At 61.5% G+C, this 23186-nt stretch carries 19 protein-coding genes; 10 read left to right on the forward strand and 9 right to left on the reverse strand.

Going from position 1 to position 23186, the window contains the following annotated elements; translation table 11 throughout:
* Nucleotides 1-9 precede the first annotated feature (9 nt).
* Together PYH37_RS27425 and PYH37_RS27430 are read right to left on the reverse strand one after the other, a co-directional pair.
* Nucleotides 10-402: a winged helix-turn-helix domain-containing protein gene (locus tag PYH37_RS27425; protein WP_280734621.1), complete on the reverse strand. Its 393-nt coding sequence runs from the start codon at nt 400-402 to the stop codon at nt 10-12.
* Between the two features lie 54 nt (nt 403-456).
* Nucleotides 457-1194 carry an SDR family oxidoreductase gene (locus PYH37_RS27430; protein ID WP_280734623.1) on the reverse strand — a complete coding sequence of 246 codons (738 nt, stop codon included), beginning with the start codon at nt 1192-1194 and terminating at the stop codon, nt 457-459.
* A 269-nt stretch (nt 1195-1463) separates the two neighbouring features.
* Between PYH37_RS27430 and PYH37_RS27435 the strand changes: the two genes are divergently transcribed.
* From PYH37_RS27435 to lpdA, 5 genes are all read left to right on the forward strand, one after another.
* Entirely contained in the window at nt 1464-2795 is a 1332-nt protein-coding gene (locus tag PYH37_RS27435; protein WP_280734624.1) for an NAD(P)/FAD-dependent oxidoreductase, read from the forward strand.
* 349 nt (nt 2796-3144) lie between these two features.
* A complete protein-coding gene (locus PYH37_RS27440; RefSeq protein ID WP_280734625.1) occupies nt 3145-4377 on the forward strand; it encodes a 3-methyl-2-oxobutanoate dehydrogenase (2-methylpropanoyl-transferring) subunit alpha in 1233 nt (410 codons plus the stop codon).
* 1 nt (nt 4378) lies between these two features.
* Nucleotides 4379-5392, forward strand: a complete 1014-nt coding sequence (locus tag PYH37_RS27445) for an alpha-ketoacid dehydrogenase subunit beta (RefSeq protein ID WP_280734626.1) — start codon at nt 4379-4381, stop codon at nt 5390-5392.
* Nucleotides 5393-5396: 4 nt separating this feature from the next.
* Nucleotides 5397-6680: a dihydrolipoamide acetyltransferase family protein gene (locus PYH37_RS27450; RefSeq protein WP_280734627.1), complete on the forward strand. Its 1284-nt coding sequence runs from the start codon at nt 5397-5399 to the stop codon at nt 6678-6680.
* Between the two features lie 7 nt (nt 6681-6687).
* Nucleotides 6688-8082: a dihydrolipoyl dehydrogenase gene (gene lpdA / locus PYH37_RS27455; protein WP_280734628.1), complete on the forward strand. Its 1395-nt coding sequence runs from the start codon at nt 6688-6690 to the stop codon at nt 8080-8082.
* Between the two features lie 85 nt (nt 8083-8167).
* On the opposite strand, the gene PYH37_RS27460 is transcribed toward lpdA, so the two are convergent.
* The 5 genes from PYH37_RS27460 to hmgA all read right to left on the reverse strand — a co-directional run bounded on the left by PYH37_RS27460 (nt 8168) and on the right by hmgA (nt 13808).
* Nucleotides 8168-9349 carry an acetyl-CoA C-acyltransferase gene (locus PYH37_RS27460; protein WP_280734630.1) on the reverse strand — a complete coding sequence of 394 codons (1182 nt, stop codon included), beginning with the start codon at nt 9347-9349 and terminating at the stop codon, nt 8168-8170.
* A 277-nt stretch (nt 9350-9626) separates the two neighbouring features.
* On the reverse strand, nt 9627-10511 hold the full coding sequence (gene purU / locus PYH37_RS27465) for a formyltetrahydrofolate deformylase (protein ID WP_280734631.1): 885 nt from the start codon (nt 10509-10511) through the stop codon (nt 9627-9629).
* Nucleotides 10512-10677: 166 nt separating this feature from the next.
* The gene (gene maiA, locus PYH37_RS27470) at nt 10678-11316 is read right to left on the reverse strand and encodes a maleylacetoacetate isomerase (RefSeq protein ID WP_280734633.1); all 639 of its coding nucleotides are present in this window, start codon (nt 11314-11316) and stop codon (nt 10678-10680) included.
* A gap of 30 nt (nt 11317-11346) precedes the next feature.
* Entirely contained in the window at nt 11347-12363 is a 1017-nt protein-coding gene (locus PYH37_RS27475; RefSeq protein WP_280734634.1) for a fumarylacetoacetate hydrolase family protein, read from the reverse strand.
* Between the two features lie 83 nt (nt 12364-12446).
* Nucleotides 12447-13808 (reverse strand): homogentisate 1,2-dioxygenase, encoded by a 1362-nt coding sequence (gene hmgA, locus PYH37_RS27480; RefSeq protein WP_280734635.1) that lies wholly within the window; start codon nt 13806-13808, stop codon nt 12447-12449.
* Between the two features lie 78 nt (nt 13809-13886).
* On the opposite strand from hmgA, the gene PYH37_RS27485 reads away from it, so the two are divergent.
* On the forward strand, nt 13887-14348 hold the full coding sequence (locus tag PYH37_RS27485; protein ID WP_280734636.1) for a MarR family winged helix-turn-helix transcriptional regulator: 462 nt from the start codon (nt 13887-13889) through the stop codon (nt 14346-14348).
* A gap of 3 nt (nt 14349-14351) precedes the next feature.
* Here PYH37_RS27485 and PYH37_RS27490 read toward each other — a convergent pair whose 3' ends face one another.
* The gene (locus PYH37_RS27490; RefSeq protein WP_280734637.1) at nt 14352-14831 is read right to left on the reverse strand and encodes an Lrp/AsnC family transcriptional regulator; all 480 of its coding nucleotides are present in this window, start codon (nt 14829-14831) and stop codon (nt 14352-14354) included.
* Nucleotides 14832-14962: 131 nt separating this feature from the next.
* On the opposite strand from PYH37_RS27490, the gene hppD reads away from it, so the two are divergent.
* Nucleotides 14963-16081: a 4-hydroxyphenylpyruvate dioxygenase gene (hppD, locus tag PYH37_RS27495; protein ID WP_280734639.1), complete on the forward strand. Its 1119-nt coding sequence runs from the start codon at nt 14963-14965 to the stop codon at nt 16079-16081.
* A gap of 107 nt (nt 16082-16188) precedes the next feature.
* On the opposite strand, the gene PYH37_RS27500 is transcribed toward hppD, so the two are convergent.
* Nucleotides 16189-16977 carry a helix-turn-helix transcriptional regulator gene (locus tag PYH37_RS27500; RefSeq protein ID WP_280734640.1) on the reverse strand — a complete coding sequence of 263 codons (789 nt, stop codon included), beginning with the start codon at nt 16975-16977 and terminating at the stop codon, nt 16189-16191.
* Nucleotides 16978-18207: 1230 nt separating this feature from the next.
* Between PYH37_RS27500 and PYH37_RS27505 the strand changes: the two genes are divergently transcribed.
* The 3 genes from PYH37_RS27505 to PYH37_RS27515 all read left to right on the forward strand — a co-directional run bounded on the left by PYH37_RS27505 (nt 18208) and on the right by PYH37_RS27515 (nt 23184).
* Nucleotides 18208-18864 carry a hypothetical protein gene (locus PYH37_RS27505; RefSeq protein ID WP_280734641.1) on the forward strand — a complete coding sequence of 219 codons (657 nt, stop codon included), beginning with the start codon at nt 18208-18210 and terminating at the stop codon, nt 18862-18864.
* 140 nt (nt 18865-19004) lie between these two features.
* A complete protein-coding gene (locus PYH37_RS27510) occupies nt 19005-21032 on the forward strand; it encodes a hypothetical protein (protein WP_280734642.1) in 2028 nt (675 codons plus the stop codon).
* 22 nt (nt 21033-21054) lie between these two features.
* A complete protein-coding gene (locus PYH37_RS27515) occupies nt 21055-23184 on the forward strand; it encodes a type I secretion system permease/ATPase (RefSeq protein ID WP_280734643.1) in 2130 nt (709 codons plus the stop codon).
* The last annotated feature ends 2 nt before the right edge of the window (nt 23185-23186 follow it).

The following is a 23186-nucleotide window of genomic DNA, read 5'->3' on the forward strand; positions in this document are numbered from 1 at the left end:
GAGGCAGTATTACTCGTGAGGCGTGGTTTCCCCGGTCGAAGCCGCTCCACGGTTACGAACACCTTCGAGCCAGTCGAGGTCGTCGGCAATCGCAGCGCGGGCCTTGGTTTCCATCGCTCGAAAGCGATCGATGAGCGCCTCGCCGAACGCAGTGACCGCGGCGCCGCCGCCCTGCTTTCCGCCGCGCTGCGACTCGACCGACGGCTCCTTGAACATGCGGTTCAGCGCATCGACCAGCAGCCAAGCGCGCCGATAAGACATGTCCATCGCCCGGCCCGCCGCGGAAATCGATCCGGTTTCGCGGATGAGTTCCAGAAGCATGATCTTGCCACGCCCGAGGCGGTCTTCGGACGGGAAATCGATGCGCAGGATCGGGCGAAGCTCGTTGTCGGCGTCAGGCATGCGCGCGAGCATAGAGGCTGCGACGAGGCTCGAAAAGCCCCGCCGCGTCGACCATCAGAGGCTCATGCCGCCATCGATGACATGCACTTGGCCGGTCGTGTAGGCCGAAGCGTCGCTGGCGAGATAGACGGCGAGTGCCGCGATCTCCTCGGGTGTACCGAGGCGGCCCATCGGCTGGCGGGCGATGAAGGCGGCGCGCGCCTCCTCGTAATTGCCCTGGGCCCGCATGCGCTCCTCGAGCGACGGCGATTGCACGGTGCCGGGCGCGATCGCGTTGCAGCGAATTCCCTTGCCGATGAAATCCATCGCCACCGATTTGGTAAGGCCAACGACGGCTGCTTTGCTGGCGGAATAGACGAAGCGGTTCGGCACGCCCATGGGTACGCCGGCGACCGAAGACATGTTGATGATCGAACCGCTGCCCTTCGTGATCATGCCGGGCAGGAAAGCACGGATCAGCCGGAACATCGATTTGACGTTGAGATCGAAGGCGAAATCGTAGTCCTTATCGCTCGCCTCAAGGATCGTGCCCGCGTGGACGAAGCCGGCGCAGTTGAAGAGGACGTCGACATCGCCGGTGCGCGACGCAAAATCGGTGATCGCATCTCCGCTCAATACGTCGAGCTTCGCCACCTCCATACCCTGCGCAGCAAGCTCCGTGAGCTTCTCCTCGTTGATGTCTGTCGCAATTACCGACGCTCCTTCCCGGCTGAAAGCCTCAGCCGCCGCACGGCCTATGCCTTGCGCCGCAGCAGTGATCACCGCTCGCTTGCCCGCCAGAAGTCCGCTCATCTCTCCGCCTCATCAATACCGCTAGGATTCGTCATGGTTCGCGCGCTCGGCCGCGGCGCGACTTCCAACAGACATCGAACCCTGCCGATCTGTCAAGCGAGCAAATCGTATCTTTATCGAGAAAAGACAGATGAATGACAGGCCGCGCTTACACCGCTACACACGGAAGAACTGTGCATGGCAGGCGGGACCTGCTCCCACACTCTTGATCGCAAAGCCCGATGAATGCAGCGATAGAAAGGCTCAAAGAACCGTTTAATGAGGCGTTCATGCCCGGTCCTGCACTCGACCCCGTCATCACGGACAATTCGCTGCCGCCGAGGGCCGATGTCGTCATCATCGGTGGCGGCATCATCGGCGTCAGCACGGCGCTTTTCCTCGCCGAGCGCGGCGTGCAAGTGGTGCTCTGCGAGAAAGGCATCCTCGGCGGCGAACAATCGAGCCGAAACTGGGGCTGGGTGCGGGTCATGGGCCGCGACCGGCGCGAGATCCCGCTCGCCATGGCTTCGCTGAAGATCTGGGACACGCTTGACGCACGCGTTGGCGGCGAGACCGGATTTCGCCGCAGCGGCATCCTCTATATCTCGGAAACCGAAGAGGACATCACCAATCGCGATGCCTGGCTGGCGCATGCCAGGGATCATGGCGTCGATAGCCGGCAGATCGGCGCGGACGAAACGCACACGGTTATGACCGGAGCAGTGACGCGCTACAAAGGCGCCCTTTATACGCCGAGCGATGGCCGGGCAGAGCCGCAGAAGGCGGTTCCGGCGATCGCGGCCGGAGCACGGCGCGCCGGTGCGCATATCGTCACCGGCTGCGCCGTGCGTGGGATTGAAAGAAGCGCCGGCCGGATCAGCGCCGTCGTAACCGAGAAGGGCCGCATCGAGACCGCAACGGTGGTGCTTGCCGGCGGCGCATGGTCGCGGCTCTTCTGCAAGGGACTTGAAATCCGGCTGCCACAACTGAAGGTGCGCAACACCGTACTTAGAACCGTGCCGATCGAGAGTGGTCCTGAAGGCGCTGGCGCGACGGCGACCTTTGCCTACCGAAAGCGTCTCGACGGCGGCTATACGATCGCCGACGGCGGCGCCAACCTGCACCCGGTCGTGCCGGACAGCTTTGTCTTCTTCCACGATTTTCAGCCGGCGCGCAGAGCCGAGGGCGAATCCGTGCAGGTGGGGCTCAGCGGCCAGAGCTGGCGCGAGTTCTTCGAGATCGCGCCCGCGCCGCTCGATCGGCCAGGCGCCTTCGAGCGGCACCGCATCCTCGACCCGCGGCCCGACCCACGTTCCGTTCTCAGGGCCTTTGCTGAAGCAAGGACGGTCTTTCCGGCACTCCGCCAGGTCGAGCCGGTGCAGATCTGGGCCGGCCTGATCGATGTGACGCCCGATGCGGTGCCGGTCATTTCCCATGCAGAAAACCTGCCGGGACTCGTTATCGCCACCGGCTTCTCCGGCCACGGCTTCGGCATCGGCCCTGGCGCCGGACATCTTGTCGCCGACCTCGTCACCGGAGACAGGCCGATCGTCGATCCTGCCGCGTTTCGATTGTCGCGCTTCTCCGACGGCACGCCGATCGAGATCGCGCCGCCCGTCTGAGGCGCCCTCCGGCGGCCTGCCCCCGGAGCCGATCGCGAAAGAAAATTACCCGCGGCAGCAAACGATCTCCTCTCCGCAATCGGCCCGGCGCATGCGCCGGCACGAATCTGTCTTTCTTCAAGACATGCCGGGCGCGGTGTCGAAAATCCTTCATCTAACCCCGGACTCGTGGCAGTCTGTCAGCATAACCCTTTGGCAGAACGGGGTTGGCGCCGGTGTGGCAGCCTAGGGCGGAGGAGCACCCTAGCGGCGACCGGCATCCACCATCCAAGTCGCAAGATCTGCAAGACCGTTCGCCCGGGCATTGACTTGCGTGGATACGCAATCCGGAAGGGAGGCCGGAACCCGCATGGATGAATTCAGTCGACTAAGTCTGCATGTCCCCGAACCGGCCGTTCGGCCGGGCGACCAGCCCGATTTTTCCAACGTCAAGATTCCGAAGGCGGGGTCGGTCCCCCGGCCTGAGGTCGATGTCGACCCGGAGACGATCCGCGATCTTGCCTTCTCGATCATCCGCGTACTCAACCGCGAAGGCGAAGCCGTCGGTCCGTGGGCCGGACTCCTGTCTGACGAGGAATTGCTGACGGGCCTCAGGCACATGATGATGCTGCGCGCCTTCGACGCCCGCATGCTGATGGCGCAACGGCAGGGCAAGACTTCCTTCTACATGCAGCATCTCGGCGAGGAGGCGGTGAGCTGCGCCTTCCGCAAGGCGCTTCGCAAGGGTGACATGAATTTCCCGACCTACCGTCAGGCCGGGCTTCTGATTGCCGACGACTATCCGATGGTCGACATGATGAACCAGATCTTCTCGAACGAGAAGGATCCCTGCCACGGTCGGCAACTGCCAGTCATGTATACGTCGAAGGAGCACGGCTTCTTCACCATTTCCGGCAACCTCGCCACGCAATATGTCCAGGCCGTGGGCTGGGCAATGGCCTCCGCCATCAAGAGCGACACGCGGATTGCCGCCGGCTGGATCGGCGATGGATCGACGGCAGAATCGGATTTTCATTCCGCTCTTGTGTTCGCCTCCACTTACAAGGCACCCGTCATTCTGAACATCGTCAACAATCAATGGGCGATCTCGACCTTCCAGGGCATCGCCCGCGGCGGCTCCGGCACTTTCGCCGCCCGCGGGCTCGGCTTCGGCATTCCGTCGCTGCGTGTCGACGGCAACGACTATCTTGCCGTCTATGCGGTGGCACGCTGGGCAGCCGAGCGGGCACGGCGCAATCTCGGCCCGACGCTGATCGAATACGTGACCTACCGGGTCGGCGCGCATTCGACCTCCGACGATCCGAGCGCCTATCGGCCGAAGACGGAATCGGAAGCCTGGCCGCTCGGCGACCCGGTGCTCCGGCTGAAGAAGCACCTGATCGTGCGCGGCGTCTGGTCGGAAGAGCGGCATGCGCAGGCTGAGGCGGAAATCATGGACGAAGTGATCCAGGCGCAGAAGCAGGCGGAGGCCCACGGCACGCTGCATGCCGGCGGCAGGCCTTCCGTGCGCGATATCTTCGAAGGCGTCTACGCCGAGATGCCGCGGCATATCCGCCGCCAGCGGCAGAAGGCAGGATATTGACATGGCCAGAATGACAATGATCGAAGCGGTGCGCAGCGCCATGGACGTTTCGATGGGACGCGACGAGGACGTCGTCGTCTTCGGCGAGGACGTCGGCTATTTCGGCGGCGTGTTCCGCTGCACGCAAGGACTCCAGGCGAAATACGGCAAGACGCGCTGCTTCGATACGCCGATCAGCGAATCCGGCATCGTCGGCACGGCGATCGGCATGGCCGCCTATGGCCTGAAGCCCTGCGTCGAAATCCAGTTCGCCGATTACATGTATCCCGCCTACGACCAGATCACCCAGGAGGCCGCGCGCATCCGCTACCGCTCGAATGGCGACTTCAGCTGCCCTATCGTGCTGCGCATGCCAACCGGCGGCGGCATCTTCGGCGGCCAGACCCACAGTCAGAGCCCGGAGGCGCTTTTCACCCATGTCTGCGGCCTGAAGGTCATCGTGCCATCGAACCCGTATGACGCCAAGGGGCTCCTGATCTCGGCGATCGAGGATCCGGACCCGGTGATGTTTCTGGAGCCGAAGCGGCTCTATAACGGCCCCTTCGACGGACATCACGAACGCCCGGTCACGTCCTGGTCGAAGCACGAGCTCGGCGAGGTGCCGGAGGGGCACTACACGATACCGATCGGCAAGGCGGAAATCCGCCGCAAGGGTTCCGCGGTGACCGTGATCACCTATGGCACGATGGTGCATGTGGCGCTCGCAGCGGCGGAGGAAACCGGAATCGATGCGGAAATAATCGACCTGCGCAGCCTGTTGCCGCTCGATCTCGAAACAATCGTGCAGTCGGTGACGAAGACCGGGCGCTGCGTCGTCGTGCACGAGGCAACGCTGACGTCTGGTTTCGGCGGGGAGATCGTGTCCCTCGTGCAGGAGCATTGCTTCTATCATCTCGAAGCGCCGGTCGTCCGGGTGACCGGCTGGGATACCCCCTACCCGCACGCCCAGGAATGGGACTATTTCCCCGGCCCGGCGCGCGTCGGCCGCGCGCTTACCGAAGTGATGGAGGGCTGACGCCATGGGCGAATTCATCATCAAGATGCCCGATGTCGGCGAAGGCGTCGCCGAGGCCGAGCTCGTCGAATGGCACGTGAAGCCCGGTGATCCGGTGCGCGAAGACATGGTCCTGGCCGCTGTCATGACGGACAAGGCGACGGTCGAAATTCCTTCGCCGGTCTCCGGCAAGGTGCTGTGGCTCGGTGCTGACATCGGCGATACGGTCGCCGTGAAGGCGCCGCTCGTGCGGATCGAGGTCGCCGGCGAAGGTGGCGAGCCACCCCCTGACAGCGTTCCGGAGGCACTTGCCGAAGCGGTGCTGGAGGAACCGGTCGCCGTCTCAGCCCCGACAGCCAAAGCGGCGCCGAAGCCTGAGAAGGCCGAACCCAGCCAGCCGCCAGCGCCAGCGGCCCGAGAGGCGCATGACATATCGAAGAAGCCGCTCGCCTCGCCGGCGGTGAGACTGCGCGCCAAAGAGAGCGGCGTCGATTTGAGGCAGGTGATCGGCACAGGCCCCGCCGGCCGGATCACACATGAGGATCTGGACCTCTTCATCAGCCGCGGGGCCGAGCCCGTGCCGCCCCAGGTAGGCCTCGCCCGCAAGACGGCGGTCGAGGAAATCAAGATTACCGGCCTGCGGCGGCGGATCGCCGAAAAGATGTCGCTCTCCACCTCGCGCATCCCCCACATCACCTATGTGGAAGAGGTCGACACGACGGCGCTCGAGGAGCTGCGCGCGACGATGAACCGTGATCGCAAGCCGGACCAGCCGAAGCTGACGATCCTGCCCTTCCTGATGCGAGCGCTCGTCAAGGCCGTTGCCGAACAGCCCGGCGTCAACGCCACCTTCGACGATCATGCCGGCATCATCCATCGCCACGCGGCCGTGCATATCGGCATTGCCACCCAGACCCCCGCCGGATTGACCGTACCGGTCGTCCGCCATGCCGAGGCACGCACCATTTGGGACTGCGCCGCGGAATTGAACCGGCTGGCCGAAGCCGCCAGAAGCGGAACCGCAACGCGCGACGAACTGACCGGCTCGACGATCACCATCAGCTCTCTCGGCGCGCTCGGCGGCATTGCCTCGACGCCGGTGATCAATCATCCAGAGGTCGCGATCATCGGCGTCAATAAGATTGCTATCCGTCCGGTCTGGGACGGCACGCAGTTCGTGCCGCGCAAGATCATGAATCTTTCCTCAAGCTTCGACCATCGCGTCATCGACGGTTGGGATGCCGCCACCTTCGTTCAGCGGCTGAAGACATTGCTCGAAACGCCGGCGCTGATTTTCGTTGAAGGGTGATGTGACCATGAAGGAAATTTCCTGCAAGCTCCTGGTGCTCGGCGCCGGTCCCGGCGGTTATGTCTGCGCGATCCGAGCAGGCCAGCTCGGCGTTGATACGGTAATCGTCGAAAAGGCGAAGGCCGGCGGCACCTGCCTCAATGTCGGTTGCATACCGTCCAAGGCACTGATCCATGCGGCCGAGGAGTTTCACAAGCTTGGGGCAGCCGCCTCCGGCAAGAGCCCGCTCGGACTTTCCTTGAACGCGCCCGCAATCGATCTCAAGCGGACGGTCGCCTGGAAGGACGGCATCGTCGGCCGCCTGAATGGCGGCGTAACAGGCCTGTTAAAGAAGGCAGGCGTCAAGGCGGTTGTCGGCGAAGCACGGTTCATCGACGGCAAGACCGTGGACGTGGAGACGGAAACCGGCATACAGCGGATTCGCGCGGAAGCGGTCGTCATTGCCACCGGTTCGGCGCCAGTCGAGCTCCCCGACCTGCCGTTCGGCAGCAGCGTCATCTCCTCGACCGAGGCGCTGGCGCTCACGCAGGTGCCTGAGACACTGGCGGTTATCGGCGGCGGCTATATCGGCCTCGAGCTCGGCACCGCCTTCGCCAAGCTCGGTTCCAAGGTCACTGTGCTCGAAGCGCTGGACCGCATTCTACCGCAATACGACGCAGACTTGTCGAAGCCGGTTATGAAGCGTCTGGGTGAGCTCGGCGTCGAGGTCTTCACGCGAACGGCTGCAAAGCGTCTGTCGGCAGACCGGCGCGGCCTCCTTGCCGAACAGAACGGCCGCGCCTTCGAGGTGCTTGCCGAAAAAGTGCTTGTGACCGTCGGACGCCGACCGGTGACCGAAGGCTGGGGACTGGAAGAGATCGACCTCGACCGCTCGGGCAAGTTCATCCGCATCGACGATCAATGCCGAACCTCGATGCGCGGCATCTATGCCATCGGCGACGTGACCGGCGAACCGATGCTCGCCCATCGCGCCATGGCGCAGGGGGAGATGGTGGCCGAAATCGTCGCCGGCCAGAAGCGAAGCTGGGACAAGCGCTGCGTTCCGGCCATCTGCTTCACCGATCCGGAGATCGTCAGTGCCGGCCTCTCGCCGGAAGAGGCGCGCGCGGCCGGCATCGAGGTCAGGATCGGGCAATTCCCCTTCCAGGCGAACGGCAGAGCGATGACGACGCTTGCCGAAGATGGTTTCATGCGCGTCGTCGCGCGTGCCGACAACCACCTTGTCCTCGGCATCCACGCGGCCGGCCATGGTGTTTCGGAGCTGTCCGCCGCCTTCGCGCTGGCGATCGAAATGGGCGCGCGCCTGGAGGATATTGCCGGCACCATTCACGCACACCCGAGCCAGTCGGAGGCGTTCCAGGAGGCGTGCCTGAAGGCGCTCGGTCACGCGCTGCATATCTGAGTAGGCGGCGGGGTGCCCTCATGTCCCCTCTCCCCGCAAGCGGCGAGAGGGTCAGGGCAAGGGGCCATCTTGGATGCCGTAAACTCTACTGCAACAACTCCAGCCCCACCGCCGTCGCTTCGCCGCCGCCGATGCAGAGCGAGGCGATGCCGCGCTTGACGCCGTTCGCGCGCATCGCATGGAGCAATGTGACGACAATGCGGGCGCCTGATGCGCCGATCGGGTGGCCGAGCGCGCAGGCGCCGCCGTGGATGTTGACGATGTCGTCGGAAAGCTCGAGATCGCGGATCGCCGCCATGGCGACCACGGCGAAGGCTTCGTTGATCTCGTAAAGGCCGACGCTTGCCTTCTCCCAACCGAGCTTGTCGATGAGCTTTTCAATGGCGCCGATCGGCGCCGTCGTGAACCAGCCAGGCTCCTGCGCATGGCCGGCGTGGCCGGCAACGATCGCAAGCGGCGTCAGCCCGCGCTTTTCCGCCTCAGTCGCCCGCATCAGGATGAGCGCCGCAGCTCCGTCGGAGATGGACGAGGAGTTCGCTGCGGTGACGCTGCCGCCGTCGCGGAAGGCGGGCTTCAGCTTCGGGATCTTTGCCGGATCGGCCTTCATCGGCTGCTCGTCGCGCTCGAGATTGGCGCTCCCGCGTCTGCCGGCATCCGTGACGGTCGCGATTTCCTCAGAAAAGGACTTGTCCTCCGCCGCTTTCAGGGCCCGCTCGAGCGAGCGGAGCGCGAAGGCGTCCTGATCGGCGCGGGAAAACTGGTAGTGCTCGGCGGTGTCCTCGGCGTAGGTGCCCATCAGGCGCCCGGAATAGGCATCCTCCAGCCCGTCGACGAACATGTGGTCCTTCACCTCGCCATGCCCGAGCCGAAATCCGCCGCGAGCCTTGGGCAGGAGGTATGGCGCGTTGCTCATCGACTCCATGCCGCCGACAGCCACGACCGCCGCGCTCCCGGAGAGAAGCGCGTCATGTCCGAGCATCAGCGCTTTCATGCCGGAGCCGCAGACCTTCGAGACCGTCGTCGACGGGGTTTCCTGTCCGAGTCCGGCGCCGAACGCGGCCTGCCGGGCGGGGTTCTGTCCAATACCCGCCGGGAGGACATTGCCCATCAGAACTTCGTCGACTGCCTTGAGGCTGGCGCGATCCAAAGCCGCCTTCAAAGCGATCGACCCTAGCTCAGGCGCCGCCAGATCCTTTAGACCACCTTGAAAGGCGCCCATCGGCGTGCGCGCCGCCGAAACGATAACCACCGGATCGCGATTGCTCATCTTAGTCCTCCCACACGGCCGATGATCGCTCGGCCTTCGATTGCGCGATCATGGAATAGGCAGACTTCAGCCCCTCATCCCGCTGCTGCGACCTTCCCTCCGCTTGGCGGGAGAAGAGAGATGGGGCACCGCCTCCCCTCTCCCGGCCTGCGGGGAGAGGGCTAAGGTGAGAGGCGGCCATCCGCATCGCGCCCATATGATCCACGAACGACTATAGTCGCCGAATGCGGCAAGGCAACGCCGGCGGCATGCATCCAATGACGGCGCTGACGCCTCTTCAGCCCATGCGCTCGGAGGCGTAGCTGCCGGGGCTCGGCGGGAAGACGACGACGCGGTTGCCGTTGATGAAGCAGCGCTGGTGGATATGGGCGTGCACGGCGCGCGCCAGCACCTGGCTTTCGACGTCGCGGCCGATCGACACATAGTCCTCGGCGCTCTGCGCATGGGTGATGCGGGCGATGTCCTGCTCGATGATCGGGCCTTCATCGAGATCGGCGGTGACGTAATGCGCCGTCGCGCCGATCAACTTGACGCCGCGCTCATAGGCCTGCTTGTACGGGTTGGCGCCCTTGAAGCTCGGCAGGAAGGAATGGTGGATGTTGATGATCTTCCCCGACATCTTCTTGCAGAGCGGGTCGGACAGCACCTGCATGTAGCGGGCAAGCACGACCAGCTCGGCCTCGCTCTGCTCGACGATCTCCATCAGCCGCGCCTCGGCCTGCGGCTTGTTCTCCTTCGTCACCTTGATGTGGTGGAAGGGGATGTCGTGGTTGACGACCACCTTCTGGTAGTCGAAATGGTTGGAGACGACGCCGACGATATCGATCGGCAGCGCGCCGATCTTCCAGCGGTAGAGCAGGTCGTTGAGGCAATGGCCGAAGCGCGACACCATCAACAGCACCTTCATGCGCTCTTCGGAATCGCGGATATCCATCGTCATATCGAAGCGCTTCACGACTGGGCCGAAGCCTTCGCGCAACTCCTCCAGCTTCGCGCCTTCCTGGCTGATGAAGGTGAGCCGCATGAAGAAGAGACCCGTTTCGAGATCGTCGAATTGCGAACTGTCGCTGATGTAACAGCCCTTTTCCGCAAGGTAGCCGGTGACGGCGGCGACGATGCCGCGGGTGGATTTACAGGTGACGGTCAGCACATAGCTTTTCATCGATGGGTCTCTCGTTCTTGAGGTGTTTCCGGCCCCCTTATACGGGCAGTCACGCGAAAACTAGCGTGACGATCTGCGGCCCGCCGATCCATTCGCGACATCGGCTGGACGGAACGGGCCACGGTTGAGCGGGCCGCAACTGGCGGTGTGACCGCAAAGTCGGGAGCTAGCGCTTCGCTCGATCGGGATGTGCCTTGGCGAAAGCCTCGATCTTGGCGCAGTTCGCATCGATTGCGACGGTCCGTGGACAAGCCGAAAGATCGACGTCCCAGCGCCGCGCGTTATAGACCTGGGGCACGAGGCAGAGATCCGCCATGGTCGGCCGGTCGCCGTGACAGAACTCTCCGATCGAGGGGTGATTCAGCATTCGTTCGAAGGCAGCGAGACCCTCGCCGATGAACTTCCGCATCCAGGCCCGCCTTGCCGCCTCGCCGTCCTCGGCATTCGCCATGACATGGGCAACCACTCCGAGATTGCAGACGGGGTGAATATCCATGGCGATCGCATAGGAAAGTGCGCGCACCCGCTGACGACCAATCACGTCGACTGGAAGGAAGCAACTGCTGGGCCGCGTTTCGGCCAGGTATTCGATGATGGCGAGCGATTGGGTCAAACGCTCGCCATCGACGTCGAGCACCGGCACGAGCCCTTGCGGGTTTCGGGTGAGATGCTCCGGCCCGCGATGCGCCTTGGCGAGCAGATCGACCGGAACGGAGCGGTAGTTTTCACCGATGAGATTGAGCGCGATCCGCACCCGATAGCTCGCTGACGAGCGCCAATAGTCGTAAAGAACGGTTTCGTTCATCACGTCGCCTCCGATCGACCTTTCGCACCGTCAGGCGCGCTCGTATCTTTCCACCGTCTGCTCGATCGCGCCGAAGATCGAATGGCCGGTACGATCCTTCATCTCGATCCGAACCACATCGCCGAACTTCAGGAAATGCGTCTTCGGCGCGCCGCTGTCGATCGTCTCGATCACGCGCATTTCGGCGATGCAGGAATAGCCCGCCCCGCCTTCCGAAACCGGCTTGCCCGGCCCGCCGTCGAGCTTGTTGGAAACGGTGCCCGAGCCGATGATCGTGCCGGCCACGAGCGGCCGGATCCGCGCGGCGTGCGCGATGAGCTGGGGAAAGTCGAAGGTCATGTCGATACCCGCATTGGCACGGCCGAAGGGTTTGCCGTTAAGATCGACGTGAAGCGGCAGATGCAGCTTGCTGCCGTCCCAGGCATCGCCTAGCTCGTCGGGCGTCACCGCGACGGGTGAGAAGGCGGAGGACGGCTTTGATTGAAAGAAGCCAAAGCCCTTGGCGAGCTCGGCCGGAATGAGGCCGCGCAGCGAAACGTCGTTGACGAGCATGATAAGGCGGATCGCCTCCCGCGCCTCTTCGAGCGTCGCGCCCATCGGCACGTCGTCAACGATCACCGCGACCTCGCCCTCCATATCGATGCCCCAGGCCTCGTCTGCCATCGCGATCGGATCGCGGGGAGCGAGAAAGCTGTCGGAGCCGCCCTGATAGATCAGCGGGTCGGTCCAGAAACTCGCCGGCATCTCGGCATTGCGCGCCTTCCTGACCAGCTCCACGTGGTTGACATACGCAGAGCCATCGGCCCACTGAAACGCGCGCGGCAACGGCGAAGCCGCATCGTGCTCATGAAACCGCATGGTCGGCTGGGAACCGGTCTCAATGCCCTCGGCGACACGCGCGAGCCGAGGTCCGGCATGGGCCCAGTCATCGAGCGCGGACTGAAGCGTGCGGGCAATGTGGCCGACCTCGGAGCAACGGGTCAAATCTTTCGAGACCACGACGAGCTTGCCGTCGCGGGTGGAATCTTTCAGCGTCGCGAGTTTCATAGGCTGGTGTTTCCCGGTGTGTTCTGTTGATCCGCGCCGGACGGCGCGGATTTGGGCAGCATGTCACGGTTTTCCGCTGAAAGTCACTTGATTCCGGGCGTGCCGTCGAATTTCCGCTCAAGCCCGGCCCAGCAGTCGATATAGTTATCCTGCAGCGTCTCGAGTTCGGCGGCGAATTTGGTCAATTGCTGCGGGAAACGGGTCTCGAACATGAAGGCCATGGTGTTTTCGAGCTTCACCGGCTTCAATTCGCCGTTCGACGCCTTCTCGAAGCCGGTGGAATCCGGGCCGTGCGGCAACATCATGTTGTGCAGGCTCATGCCGCCGGGCACGAAGCCCTCCTCCTTGGCGTCGTATCGGCCGTGGATCAGACCCATGAATTCGCTCATGATGTTACGATGATACCAGGGCGGCCGGAACGTATGTTCGGCGACCAGCCAACGCGGCGGGAAGATGACGAAATCGACGTTCGCCGTGCCTTCCTCACCCGACGGCGCCGTCAGCACCGTGAAGATGGACGGATCCGGATGATCGAAAAGGATCGCGCCGACGGGCGAGAAGGTTTTGAGGTCGTATTTATACGGGGAGTAATTGCCGTGCCACGCCACGACATCGAGTGGCGAATGGCCGATCTCGGTGACATGGAAGGAGCCGCACCATTTCACATGCACTCGGCACGGCGTTTCTTTGTCCTCGAAAGCTGCAACCGGCGTCTTGAAGTCGCGCGGGTTGGCTAGGCAGTTGGCGCCGATCGGTCCGCGATCCGGCAGCGTGAATTTGGCGCCGTAATTCTCGCAGATATAACCGCGCCAGACCTCTTCCTTGCCGAGGAGCGTGACTTTGAACATCGTGCCGCGCGGCACGAGGCAGATTTCCGAGGGTTCCACGTCCATTTTGCCGAGTTCGGTGAAGACGCGGATCGCCCCCGTCTGCGGGACGATCAGCAGCTCTCCGTCGGCATTGAAGAAATAATCGTCCACCATGTCGGCGTTGAAGGCATAGGCATGCGCGGCCATGCCGGACTGCGTCAGCACGTCGCCCGCCGTCGTCATGGTGCGGATGCCTTCAAGGAAGTCCAGCGTTTTCGCAGGCGTCGGCAGCGGGCTCCAGCGCAGTTGTCCGAGCGCCAGCGAGTGCTCGGCGATGTGCGGCGCAGTCTTCCAATGCGGATAATCGATCTTCTTGAAACGCCCTGTGTGTCGTACGCTCGGGCGAATGCGGTAAAGCCAGGAGCGTTCGTTCGTGCCGCGCGGCGCAGTGAAGGGCGATCCGGAAAGCTGTTCGGCATAGAGGCCGTATTCGCATTTCTGCGGGCTGTTCTGCCCCTGCGGCAAGGCGCCGGGCAGGCTTTCGGTCTCGAAATCATTGCCGAAGCCAGGCATGTAACCAAGTGCCTGTTCCTGAGCGGCCGGGGCTTTGCGCTGTTTTTCCGCCTTCTCCAACATGGCTTGCACCTCCTCTTGCCTCGCTATATTAGTTGCAATCGTAACTATCTATTTTGTAACTATCAAGGACGCCCGATCATGGCGACGAACGGGTTCGAACTGGAAAAATTCCTGCCGTACCGGCTGAACCGGGCGGCGGAATTCGTGGCGCTGCGCTTTGCCGCGCAATATAAGGCGCGTTACCAGCTCACCCGGCCCGAATGGCGAACGCTTGCCGCCCTCGGAAGCTCGCGCCGCAGCATGACGGCTACCGAAATCGGCACCCATTCCTCCATGCACAAAACGAAAGTGAGCCGCGCCGTCTTCAGCCTCGAGCAGCGCCGTTGGCTGAAGCGCGAGGAGGACGGAAGCGACCGCCGATTTGAGCACTTGGCCCTGACGCCATCCGGCATGCGGGCCTATGCGGAGCTGACAGCGCTTGCGAGCGACTATCAGGCCGAGTTGCTTTCAATGCTCGGAATAGAGAAAGTCGAGGCCCTCTCCACGGGATTGCGGGCCGTCGAGCGCGCGATGGAGAGATCGGAAAAACCGCGGGACTGACCGCTACCCCTTCATGCGCTCCGGTATCGGCAGACCCTCGAAACTCTTGAGCGTTTCCAAGACGATCGACGTCTTTACGTGCTGGACGCTGTCATGCGGCAAGAGCACGTCATTGACGAAACGCGAAAGCCCGGCAAGGTCGGGTGTCACGACGCGCAGGTGGTAGTCCATCTCGCCGGTGAGCGCATAAGCCTCCAGCACTTCGGGCAAGCCGGAGACCAGCTTGCCGAAGCGTTTGGCATTATCGCGATTATGGGTGGCGAGCGTCACCGAAATCACCACCATCAGATCCAGCCCCAGCTTCTGCCGATCGATCTGCGCCTGATATCCGGTGATGTATCCTTCCGCCTCCAATCGCGAGCGCCGCCGTGAACATTGCGAAGGCGAAAGCGCGATCCGCTCCGAAAGCTCATTGTTTGTCAGATGCCCGTCCCGCTGCAGTTCGCCGAGGATCTTGAGGTCGAATCCGTCAAGCTGCTCCATTCATGCATCCCAATGCTTGCTGCCGCATAAATCATGCGCAAATTCCCGCAAGTCACGCAAGAATACAAGCACCATGCATCGAATTTGCGTCATACTCCAGCGGAGTTTGGAGGAATATGAGGAGACTTTCGATGGGCCCGTTCCCGCATGATGCACCACCTGCAAAAATCACGGCCGACAACCCCGCCGGAACGGATGGATTCGAGTTCGTCGAATTCGCCCATCCGGAGCCGGAGAAGCTGCAAGAGCTCTTCAGCCGCATGGGCTACACCGCAGTCGCCCGACACAAGACGAAAAACATCACCGTTTGGCGGCAGGGCGATATCAACTACATTCTAAATGCCGAGCCGGGCTCCCATGCGATGCGCTTCGTCGACAAGCACGGACCTTGCGCTCCTTCCATGGCTTGGCGCGTGGTCGATGCCCGTCACGCTTTCGAACATGCCGTTTCGAAGGGCGCGGAGCCCTATGCTGGAAACGATAAGTGCCTCGACGTACCGGCAATCGTCGGCATCGGCGGTTCGCTCTTGTACTTCATCGAGACTTACGGCGAGAAGGGTTCTGCTTACGATGCCGAGTTCGAATGGCTGGGCGAGCGTGATCCGAAGCCCGCAGGCGTCGGCTTCTATTACCTCGACCATCTGACCCACAACGTCTATCGCGGCAACATGGACAAGTGGTGGGCCTTCTACCGCGAACTGTTCAATTTCAAGCAGATCCACTTCTTCGATATCGACGGCCGTATCACCGGCCTCGTCAGCCGGGCGATCACCTCCCCTTGCGGGAAGATCAGGATTCCTTTGAACGAGTCGAAGGACGATACCAGCCAGATCGAGGAATACCTGAAGAAGTACAAGGGCGAAGGCATCCAGCACATTGCGGTCGGCACCGAGGCAATCTACGACGCCACTGACAAGCTGGCCGAAAATGGTCTCAAATTCATGCCGGGACCGCCGGACACCTATTATGAGATGTCGCGCGAACGCGTCCACGGCCATGACGAGCCGATCGACCGGATGAAAAAGCACGGCATCCTGATCGATGGCGAGGGGGTGGTGAATGGCGGCACGACGAAGATCCTGCTGCAGATCTTCTCAAGGACCGTGATCGGACCGATCTTCTTCGAGTTCATCCAGCGCAAGGGCGACGAGGGCTTCGGCGAAGGCAACTTCCGGGCCCTGTTCGAGTCGATCGAAGCCGATCAGATCCGCCGCGGCGCTCTCGACAAGCCGTCAGCGGCGGCCGAATAGGTCGAAGCTGCACCCATGCAGCCGTTCAAAGTATTACGACGCTGCGCGGCCGGTGACGCGCAGCGTCGGCAAGAAGGCAGAGGCTCAGTCCGATCCCGGTCTCGCTGTCAGTTGTGCCATCGCGAAGACGGCGTGCCGCGCTGCGAACCCAGATTCGCATCATGGGTGAAGTAACGTGACGCCGCCTCGGTGCGGTTGCGCACATTCATCTTCTTGTAAATGTTGCGGACATGGACCTTGACGGTGTTCTCGGAAAGCCCGAGACGATCGGCAATGATCTTGTTCTGGGTGCCCATGCAGATGAGATCGAGAATCTGAATCTCACGCGCCGTCAGCACGCCTTTGCCGATTTCACTCTTCTGCCCTGGACCGAAGTTTTGGTCGGACGGCGCCCGTTGAGCACGGAGACCACCCCCCGCAAGCCCTTTCGGCGCCAAGCGCCTGAGCAGCGCGGCCGGAAAATGCTCCCCGCCCTTCATCAAGAGATCAATGGCTGTCAGGCAGACATCGAGATTGAGATTGAGAGGCAGGACGCCGTGGATCAGCCCCTCGTCGACAAAGCCGGCGATTGACGAATCGAGCTCGTCCGCATCCTCCACCACCAGGCCGATCGAAGCCTTCGGGTGGAACTCATGAATCATTCTGATGATCGATGGAAACGCCTTCGGTGGCATGCGGTAGAGCATGACCAATGTCACGTCGACGAGATTGCCGTCGAGCAGACTGTCGGTGTCGGAAAGGCTCACCACGTCCTGCCCTTGAAAGCGCGCGCTGATCGCCTGCATCAGGCATTCGGCAAACAGGTCGACCTTGGCGAGCATTACAATTTTACTTTTTTGGGCCAATAGTTTGTTGTTGTCTTCAAAATCGCTTAGGCTCGAGCTCGCTCGATACATTATTCCCCTCCTTGGGCTTCCCCTAGAATTTTACGGGTGATCCAGTTGTCGGTGAGCGCCCATGTTTGAAAATTTCTTCAAATAAAAACGAATTCGCCACGTGTGAAAAATTCGTGGTAGCTAATGTATCGTAAATATGGGGGATGCGAAACAGCCCAAAAGGATTAGATAGCGGTCACACTCCGGTCTAAATCGTTCGAAAATGCACCATTTTTGGGCTATTCGGCAAAAAATGCGAGCGAGCGGAGCGAAAGGCATGTCCGTTTTGGTCGCGCATCTCACACCCATGATTTTCGGGGGATACCCAGCGGCGACGGCTGGCCGAGGAACTGGACAATTCCTTTAGCCGGAAATCGATAATTATGCAGAAATTCAAAGCCGCTGTTACAGCGCCGTGCGTCGACGCAGCACTTTGAATTGCTGCATGTTCTTATCATTAAATCGGCTCCGATTGTAAGGATGCATGCGGTAGGGGTGAGCGCCAATAAGGTGAGGCGCAGCTTGCATGGTCCAGTCCGGTCCACGATGATACTCCGAATGGATTACGACATGGAGCAAGGAGCGAACATCGTGCAGACGCCAGCGCAACGCATCGGACAACGGCGCCGGCGCTGCGATATTGCCGCAGCACCCTCTCTCGCCGAGCGGCTTTTCGAAAGCCTCGGCTTCAGTGACAGGATAACGATGCGCGAACGATCAATCAGTCCAGCCGGACGAAAATGGCAAATATTACCATTGTCTTAACGCGAGGCGCGGCGGAAAGCGTGTGCTTGACCTGAGCACGGGAAAAAACCGGTCCCCGTGCACTCGCATTCGAATCCCATAAAGCGAAATTGCCTCCTTTCCCCGGTCTGGTTCAGGTCGAATTCAGTGCGGAAATCATACTGTAAGACTAACCACAATTGATAGCTTTCGCTTCCTTGCATTCAGGATCACACTCCCATTGTCGCACGTGCTTTTGTGCGCCTCCGGGCATCGGTTCAGCGTACGCTCCGGAAAAGTATACTGCGTTTATATAAAAAATCCCTATGACTAAAAATTTTTGCACGTAACGATTTGAACAAAAAGCCATCTTCCCACCAAATAATATTGAACATCAAAGTGGAATAGCTCGAAACCCGTCGGATGAATCTCAACAATTCATTCGAATTATTAAGAGAGCCAGCACCCTAAAATCCTATAAAAGATGAAAGGGTTTCGGTGCTGGCTCCCTCTTACGAGGACGTTTTTATGCCCGGTTCCTCACAAAGAAATCTTGGGCTTCATGACAACTTAAGCGCTGACGACGACTTGAAGGTCGGTGCGCTCGTCGACGGCCTTGCGACGGGCTCCCACCACAAGGGTGTCGACGACAGCACGCTGCATCATCCGGAAACTGCCGCCGGCGACAACAAAAACAAGGCAGACGACGGGACAGAAACGGCAGACACGCAAATCGCCGATGTCGAAAGTCCCGGCACCGTCGGCGGTGATCTCGCCTTCAATCTTCCTGACGATTTCTCCTTAACCCTCAGCGTCGACCATCTCCTGACCAGCGCGTCTGCCGATAGCGGCGATGGAACCGGGTTCAGCGTCGAGCAGGCAAACAGTCTTGCCGACCAGGAACAGGTCCACGACGCCAGGGTGAACAGTGACGGCGGCACCCATCCTGACGCGACCGGCGGGGACGCCGACGGCTGCAACAACCTGAATTCCGACACCGCCTGGGACCTCAAGGGCGACGAGGACGCTGGCTCCTCAATCGATCCCTCGACACTCCTCGCAAGCTCTGGCTTCCACCACGAAATCGTCCAGGGCGCGAATCTACTCAGCAAAGTCGTGGACGCCAGTGTCGTTGGCGGCGACCCGAACCTAACCTCTGTTGGGCCGGATAGCGACGTTGACTGACCCTGTGAATGATGGATGCGTCGGCCAAGGCCGGCCGGTGTAGTGGCGGAGACTTGATTGCGGCTCGGCTCAACTTGCCGAGACTCTCATCTCCAGGCCAGCCGAAGTCTCCCTTTGCTGCGGAAAAGGGAAGGATCGGAATGATGCATACGGAGAAGGTGAACGAGATCTTGGCGCACTTCATCGGCCTGTTCGAAACAGCAACCGACGAGGCACGGATAAGATGTGAATATCTATTAGGTCCGACAATCGCGAAGGCTGTGCCACAGGACGTTGCAGATGATACCCATTCGGAGGACTTCAAATCTCTCTTCGAGCTGAAGAGCTACGATCCCGAGATCTCCTACACGCTTCCCGCCTACGACGTTCCCCGTCTCAACACCTTTGAACACGGCCGTGCTTGCGGCCATCTCTCCGACACCTCCGGCACCGTCGATCCGATCGCGCCTGACGGCGCCACGCTGCCATTCAGGATCGTCGGCAACCTTGGCAATTCGCTCGATGCAGCGGACGGTCCGCTGATCGTCGGCGGCCCCGGCTCCCTGATCAGCCATCTCCTTCAGGCCAATGTTCTTTATGATGACGACGTCCTGAACATGACCGAAACGGCCGTGCCAGCGCGCGATCTGAGCCAAGTTGGCGAAAAGCTCGCCCAATACCTCGCCGAAGCGGTGGAGGCGTCGCCGTTCACGCAAATCAACCAGATCGATGCTCTTCAGTCTCTTTCGGCATTCGTGACGAGCCTGACAATCTTGGCGGCGGGGGGGCGCACCCTTGAAGAGCGCGAATCGGGTGACGCTCCGCACGACGGATTGGCGACGGATGAGCACAGCGACGTCTTCCTCGCTGCCGACAGCATCGAAGGCATCTATGTCAACGGCGCGCGTGCCGAAGCCGCGCCAGAACTGGGCCAGTACCTGCCCAATCGGGACCGCGGTGCCGAACGCGCCGAAGACCCAGTACGACCGGAAGATGCTGAGAGCACCGTTCACGCCGACGCGGGCGCCAATATCGTCGGCAACGTTCTGAGCGTCGTCAGCACAGGCATAATCGCCCCGGTGACGGCCGTGATGGGCGACTACCACCAGATCGATGCCATCTCGCAATCCTATATTTACGCCGACGGCGACACGCTGGACGCGGCGATCGGCAGCGCTTCCGACATCGCCACAAAGACTGTCGCGCTCAACATTGCAAGCTTCGAGCGCCACGATTCCGGGCCGCTACCGGAGGACGAGAGAGATCCTTCGGGCGTGCCCTCGACCTTTCCGACGAGCTGGCGCGTCAGCGTTGTCGAGTGCGATATGTCCTTCGTCCAGTGGATCGAGCAGTATAGCTTCGTCAGCGACAACGACACCATGACGATCACCACCAGCGGTGTGGAAACGACGGTGCTCACCGGCGGCAACGCCGTCGTCAACTTCGCGTCCTTTCTCGGCATTGGCGGCCAATATGACCTGGTGATCGTCGGCGGTCAGGTGCTGGACCTGAACGTGATCAGTCAAATTTCGATCCTCTACGACAATGATCATGTTCAAGGCATCTCCGGCGGCAGCGGAATGGTCGCGGACGGGGGCGGCAATCTCGTCTGGAACATGGCATCGATCGAGAATGTCGGCAGCAACGAGCGCTTCGAGGTGATGCCGGATTATATGCACGAGGTGATCGGCAATATCCGGTCGGGCGACGATGAGCTGCCGGGTGGACTGGCGCACGACCAAAACTTCGACGGCTATGCCAGCCTGCATGTGCTCTACATCACAGGCAATCTCTATGACGTCAGCGTCGTCAAACAGATCAGCATTCTCGGCGACTCCGATGCCGTGAGCTATGTGGCCGGCAAGATGCTGGAAGAGGAAGCCGAGGTCACGGTCCACACCGGCGACAACACGGTCATCAACATCGCCGAGATCATCGATTGCGACAGCTTCAGCCAGACGACGTACGTCGGCGGAGGGGTCTACTCGGATTCGATCCTGATCCAGTCGGGAATAATCGACGGCAGCACCGATGCGCCCGGCCTTCAGCCGGCAGGCAACCGCCTGGCAAACGAAATCATCGCCTTCGTCGGCGACGACGACCCGCCGCAACCTGCCATCGACGCCGGCAACGACACCGCATTGTCCGACGACCAATGGAACGACGTCATGCATACCGTGCTGATATAGCGGCAAAAATGAAGGGATAGGTATGAACGACCTGTCGAAATGGTACTTCGGTAGAGGCAAGCCGTCGCACTGTGATGCTCCGGAGATCACGCTGCCGGGAGAGGCGGCATTGACCGAAAAATCCATCGAAGCGCTCAATGAAGCCTTCGAGGAACTGCGACAGGCAAGGTCGGACGTCACGGCGCAATCCGCAGCACCTTCGCAATCGGCCCGCCCAGAACCGGAAATGAAGGCACGCCGCAGAGAAGAAGGTGACTTCCCCGAGGAGATGAAGACGCGACCTGGCCGGCCGCTGCCGCGAACGATCGACAATGATCCGGGGCCGCTGAAGGAAGGGGACTTTCGCCCAACCGCGCATGACTGTGATAGCGGAAATCACACCTCCGATAGCGGTGGCGGTGGTGGAGGCCGCAAGGGCACATTTCACAAGCGCATGGGACCGGTGAGCTTTGCCGCCAGTCTGCATAACGGCATGGTAGCCGTCAGGCGCAACATGCTGATCGTCATCGCCTTCACGGTGGCGATCAATATCCTCGTTCTGTCGATCCCGATCTATCTCTTCCAGATTTCCGACCGTGTTCTGACGAGTCGCTCGCAGGACACACTGGTCATGCTGACGATCGCCGTTCTTGGCGCCATCGTCCTGCAGGTCATTCTCGACGCCATTCGCCGTTTCATCCTGATGCGCACGGCCGTCGAGATTGAAGTCCAGCTCGGCGCGCCGATCCTCAGCGCCGCCGCCCGGGCATCGCTGCACGGCAACGGACGCGATTATCAGGTGCTCGGCGATCTGCAGCAGCTTCGGGCCTTCATCACCTCCGGGACGCTGATAGCCTTTCTCGATGCACCGCTGACGCCGCTTTTCGTCGTCGTCGTCTACATCATCCAACCACAGCTCGGCCTGATCGTCGTCCTCTGCTGCGTCGTTCTCTTCACGATCGCCTATCTCAACCAAAAGACGACCGCCAAGTCGTTTAGCGATGCCAACGCTTTCCTGGCGCGTGCAAATTTCCACCTCGATTCGATGGCGCGCAATGCACAGATCATCAATGCCTTGGCGATGATCCCGGAGGCGGTAAGGATGTGGGGGCACGAGACGGCCGGCTCCCTCAAATCGCAGGTCTATGCCCAGGACCGCAATATCATGTTCACCGGCGCCTCCAAGGCGGTGCGGATGTTTACCCAGGTCGCCCTTCTCGGCTGGGGCGCGCATTTGTCGATGGGCGGCCATTTGACTGGCGGCATGGTCATTGCCGCCTCCATCATCGCCGGCCGCGCGCTCGCTCCGGTCGAGGGCGCGATCGAGGGGTGGAACCAGCTCAACCATTCACGCGCGGCCTACGGCCGGATCAAGCAGCTACTTTTGAGTTCGCCGCTGAATTTCCCGCGATTGCGCCTGCCGAACCCCGAAGGCCGGCTTGACGTCGAGCGCATTCTCTTCGTCCCGCCGCCGCAGAAACGCGTGATCCTCAACGGCATATCCTTCTCGCTGGCAAAAGGAGAAGCGCTGGCGATCATCGGCAATTCCGGCTCCGGCAAGACGACGCTCGGCAAGATGCTGGTCGGCTCGATCCTGCCCACCTCCGGCAGCGTCCGGCTCGATCTCATGGATTTGCGCAACTGGGACCAGCGCCAGTTCGGCGAGAGTATCGGCTACCTGCCGCAGGACGTTCAGCTTTTTCCGGGCACGATCAAGGCTAATATCTGCCGCATGCGCGACGACGTTGAGGACGGCATGATCTTCGATGCGGCGGTACTCGCCGACGTCCACGAGTTGATCGCGACCTTTCCGCAGGGCTACGAAACCGTCGTCACAGCCGATGGTTCTCCCCTCTCCGGCGGACAGAAACAACGCATTGCCCTGGCGCGCGCCTTCTTCGGCAATCCGAAATTCGTCGTTCTCGACGAACCGAATTCCAATCTCGACAGCAATGGCGAGGCGGCGCTCGCTCGCGCGCTGCTGCATGCAAAAAACCAGGGTATCACAACCGTAACCATTACCCAGCGCCCCGCACTGCTGCAATGCGTCGACAAGATCATGGTGCTCAATGAAGGAACCGTCGCGATGTTCGGCGCGCGAGAGGATGTGCTGGCCGCGCTTGGCTCCAAAACGGGCGGCGATCGGCGGCAACCGCGCATTCATGGAGAGTGACG

Origin of the sequence: Sinorhizobium numidicum (assembly GCF_029892045.1) — a bacterium.
Classification (GTDB): Bacteria; Pseudomonadota; Alphaproteobacteria; order Rhizobiales; family Rhizobiaceae; genus Sinorhizobium; species Sinorhizobium numidicum.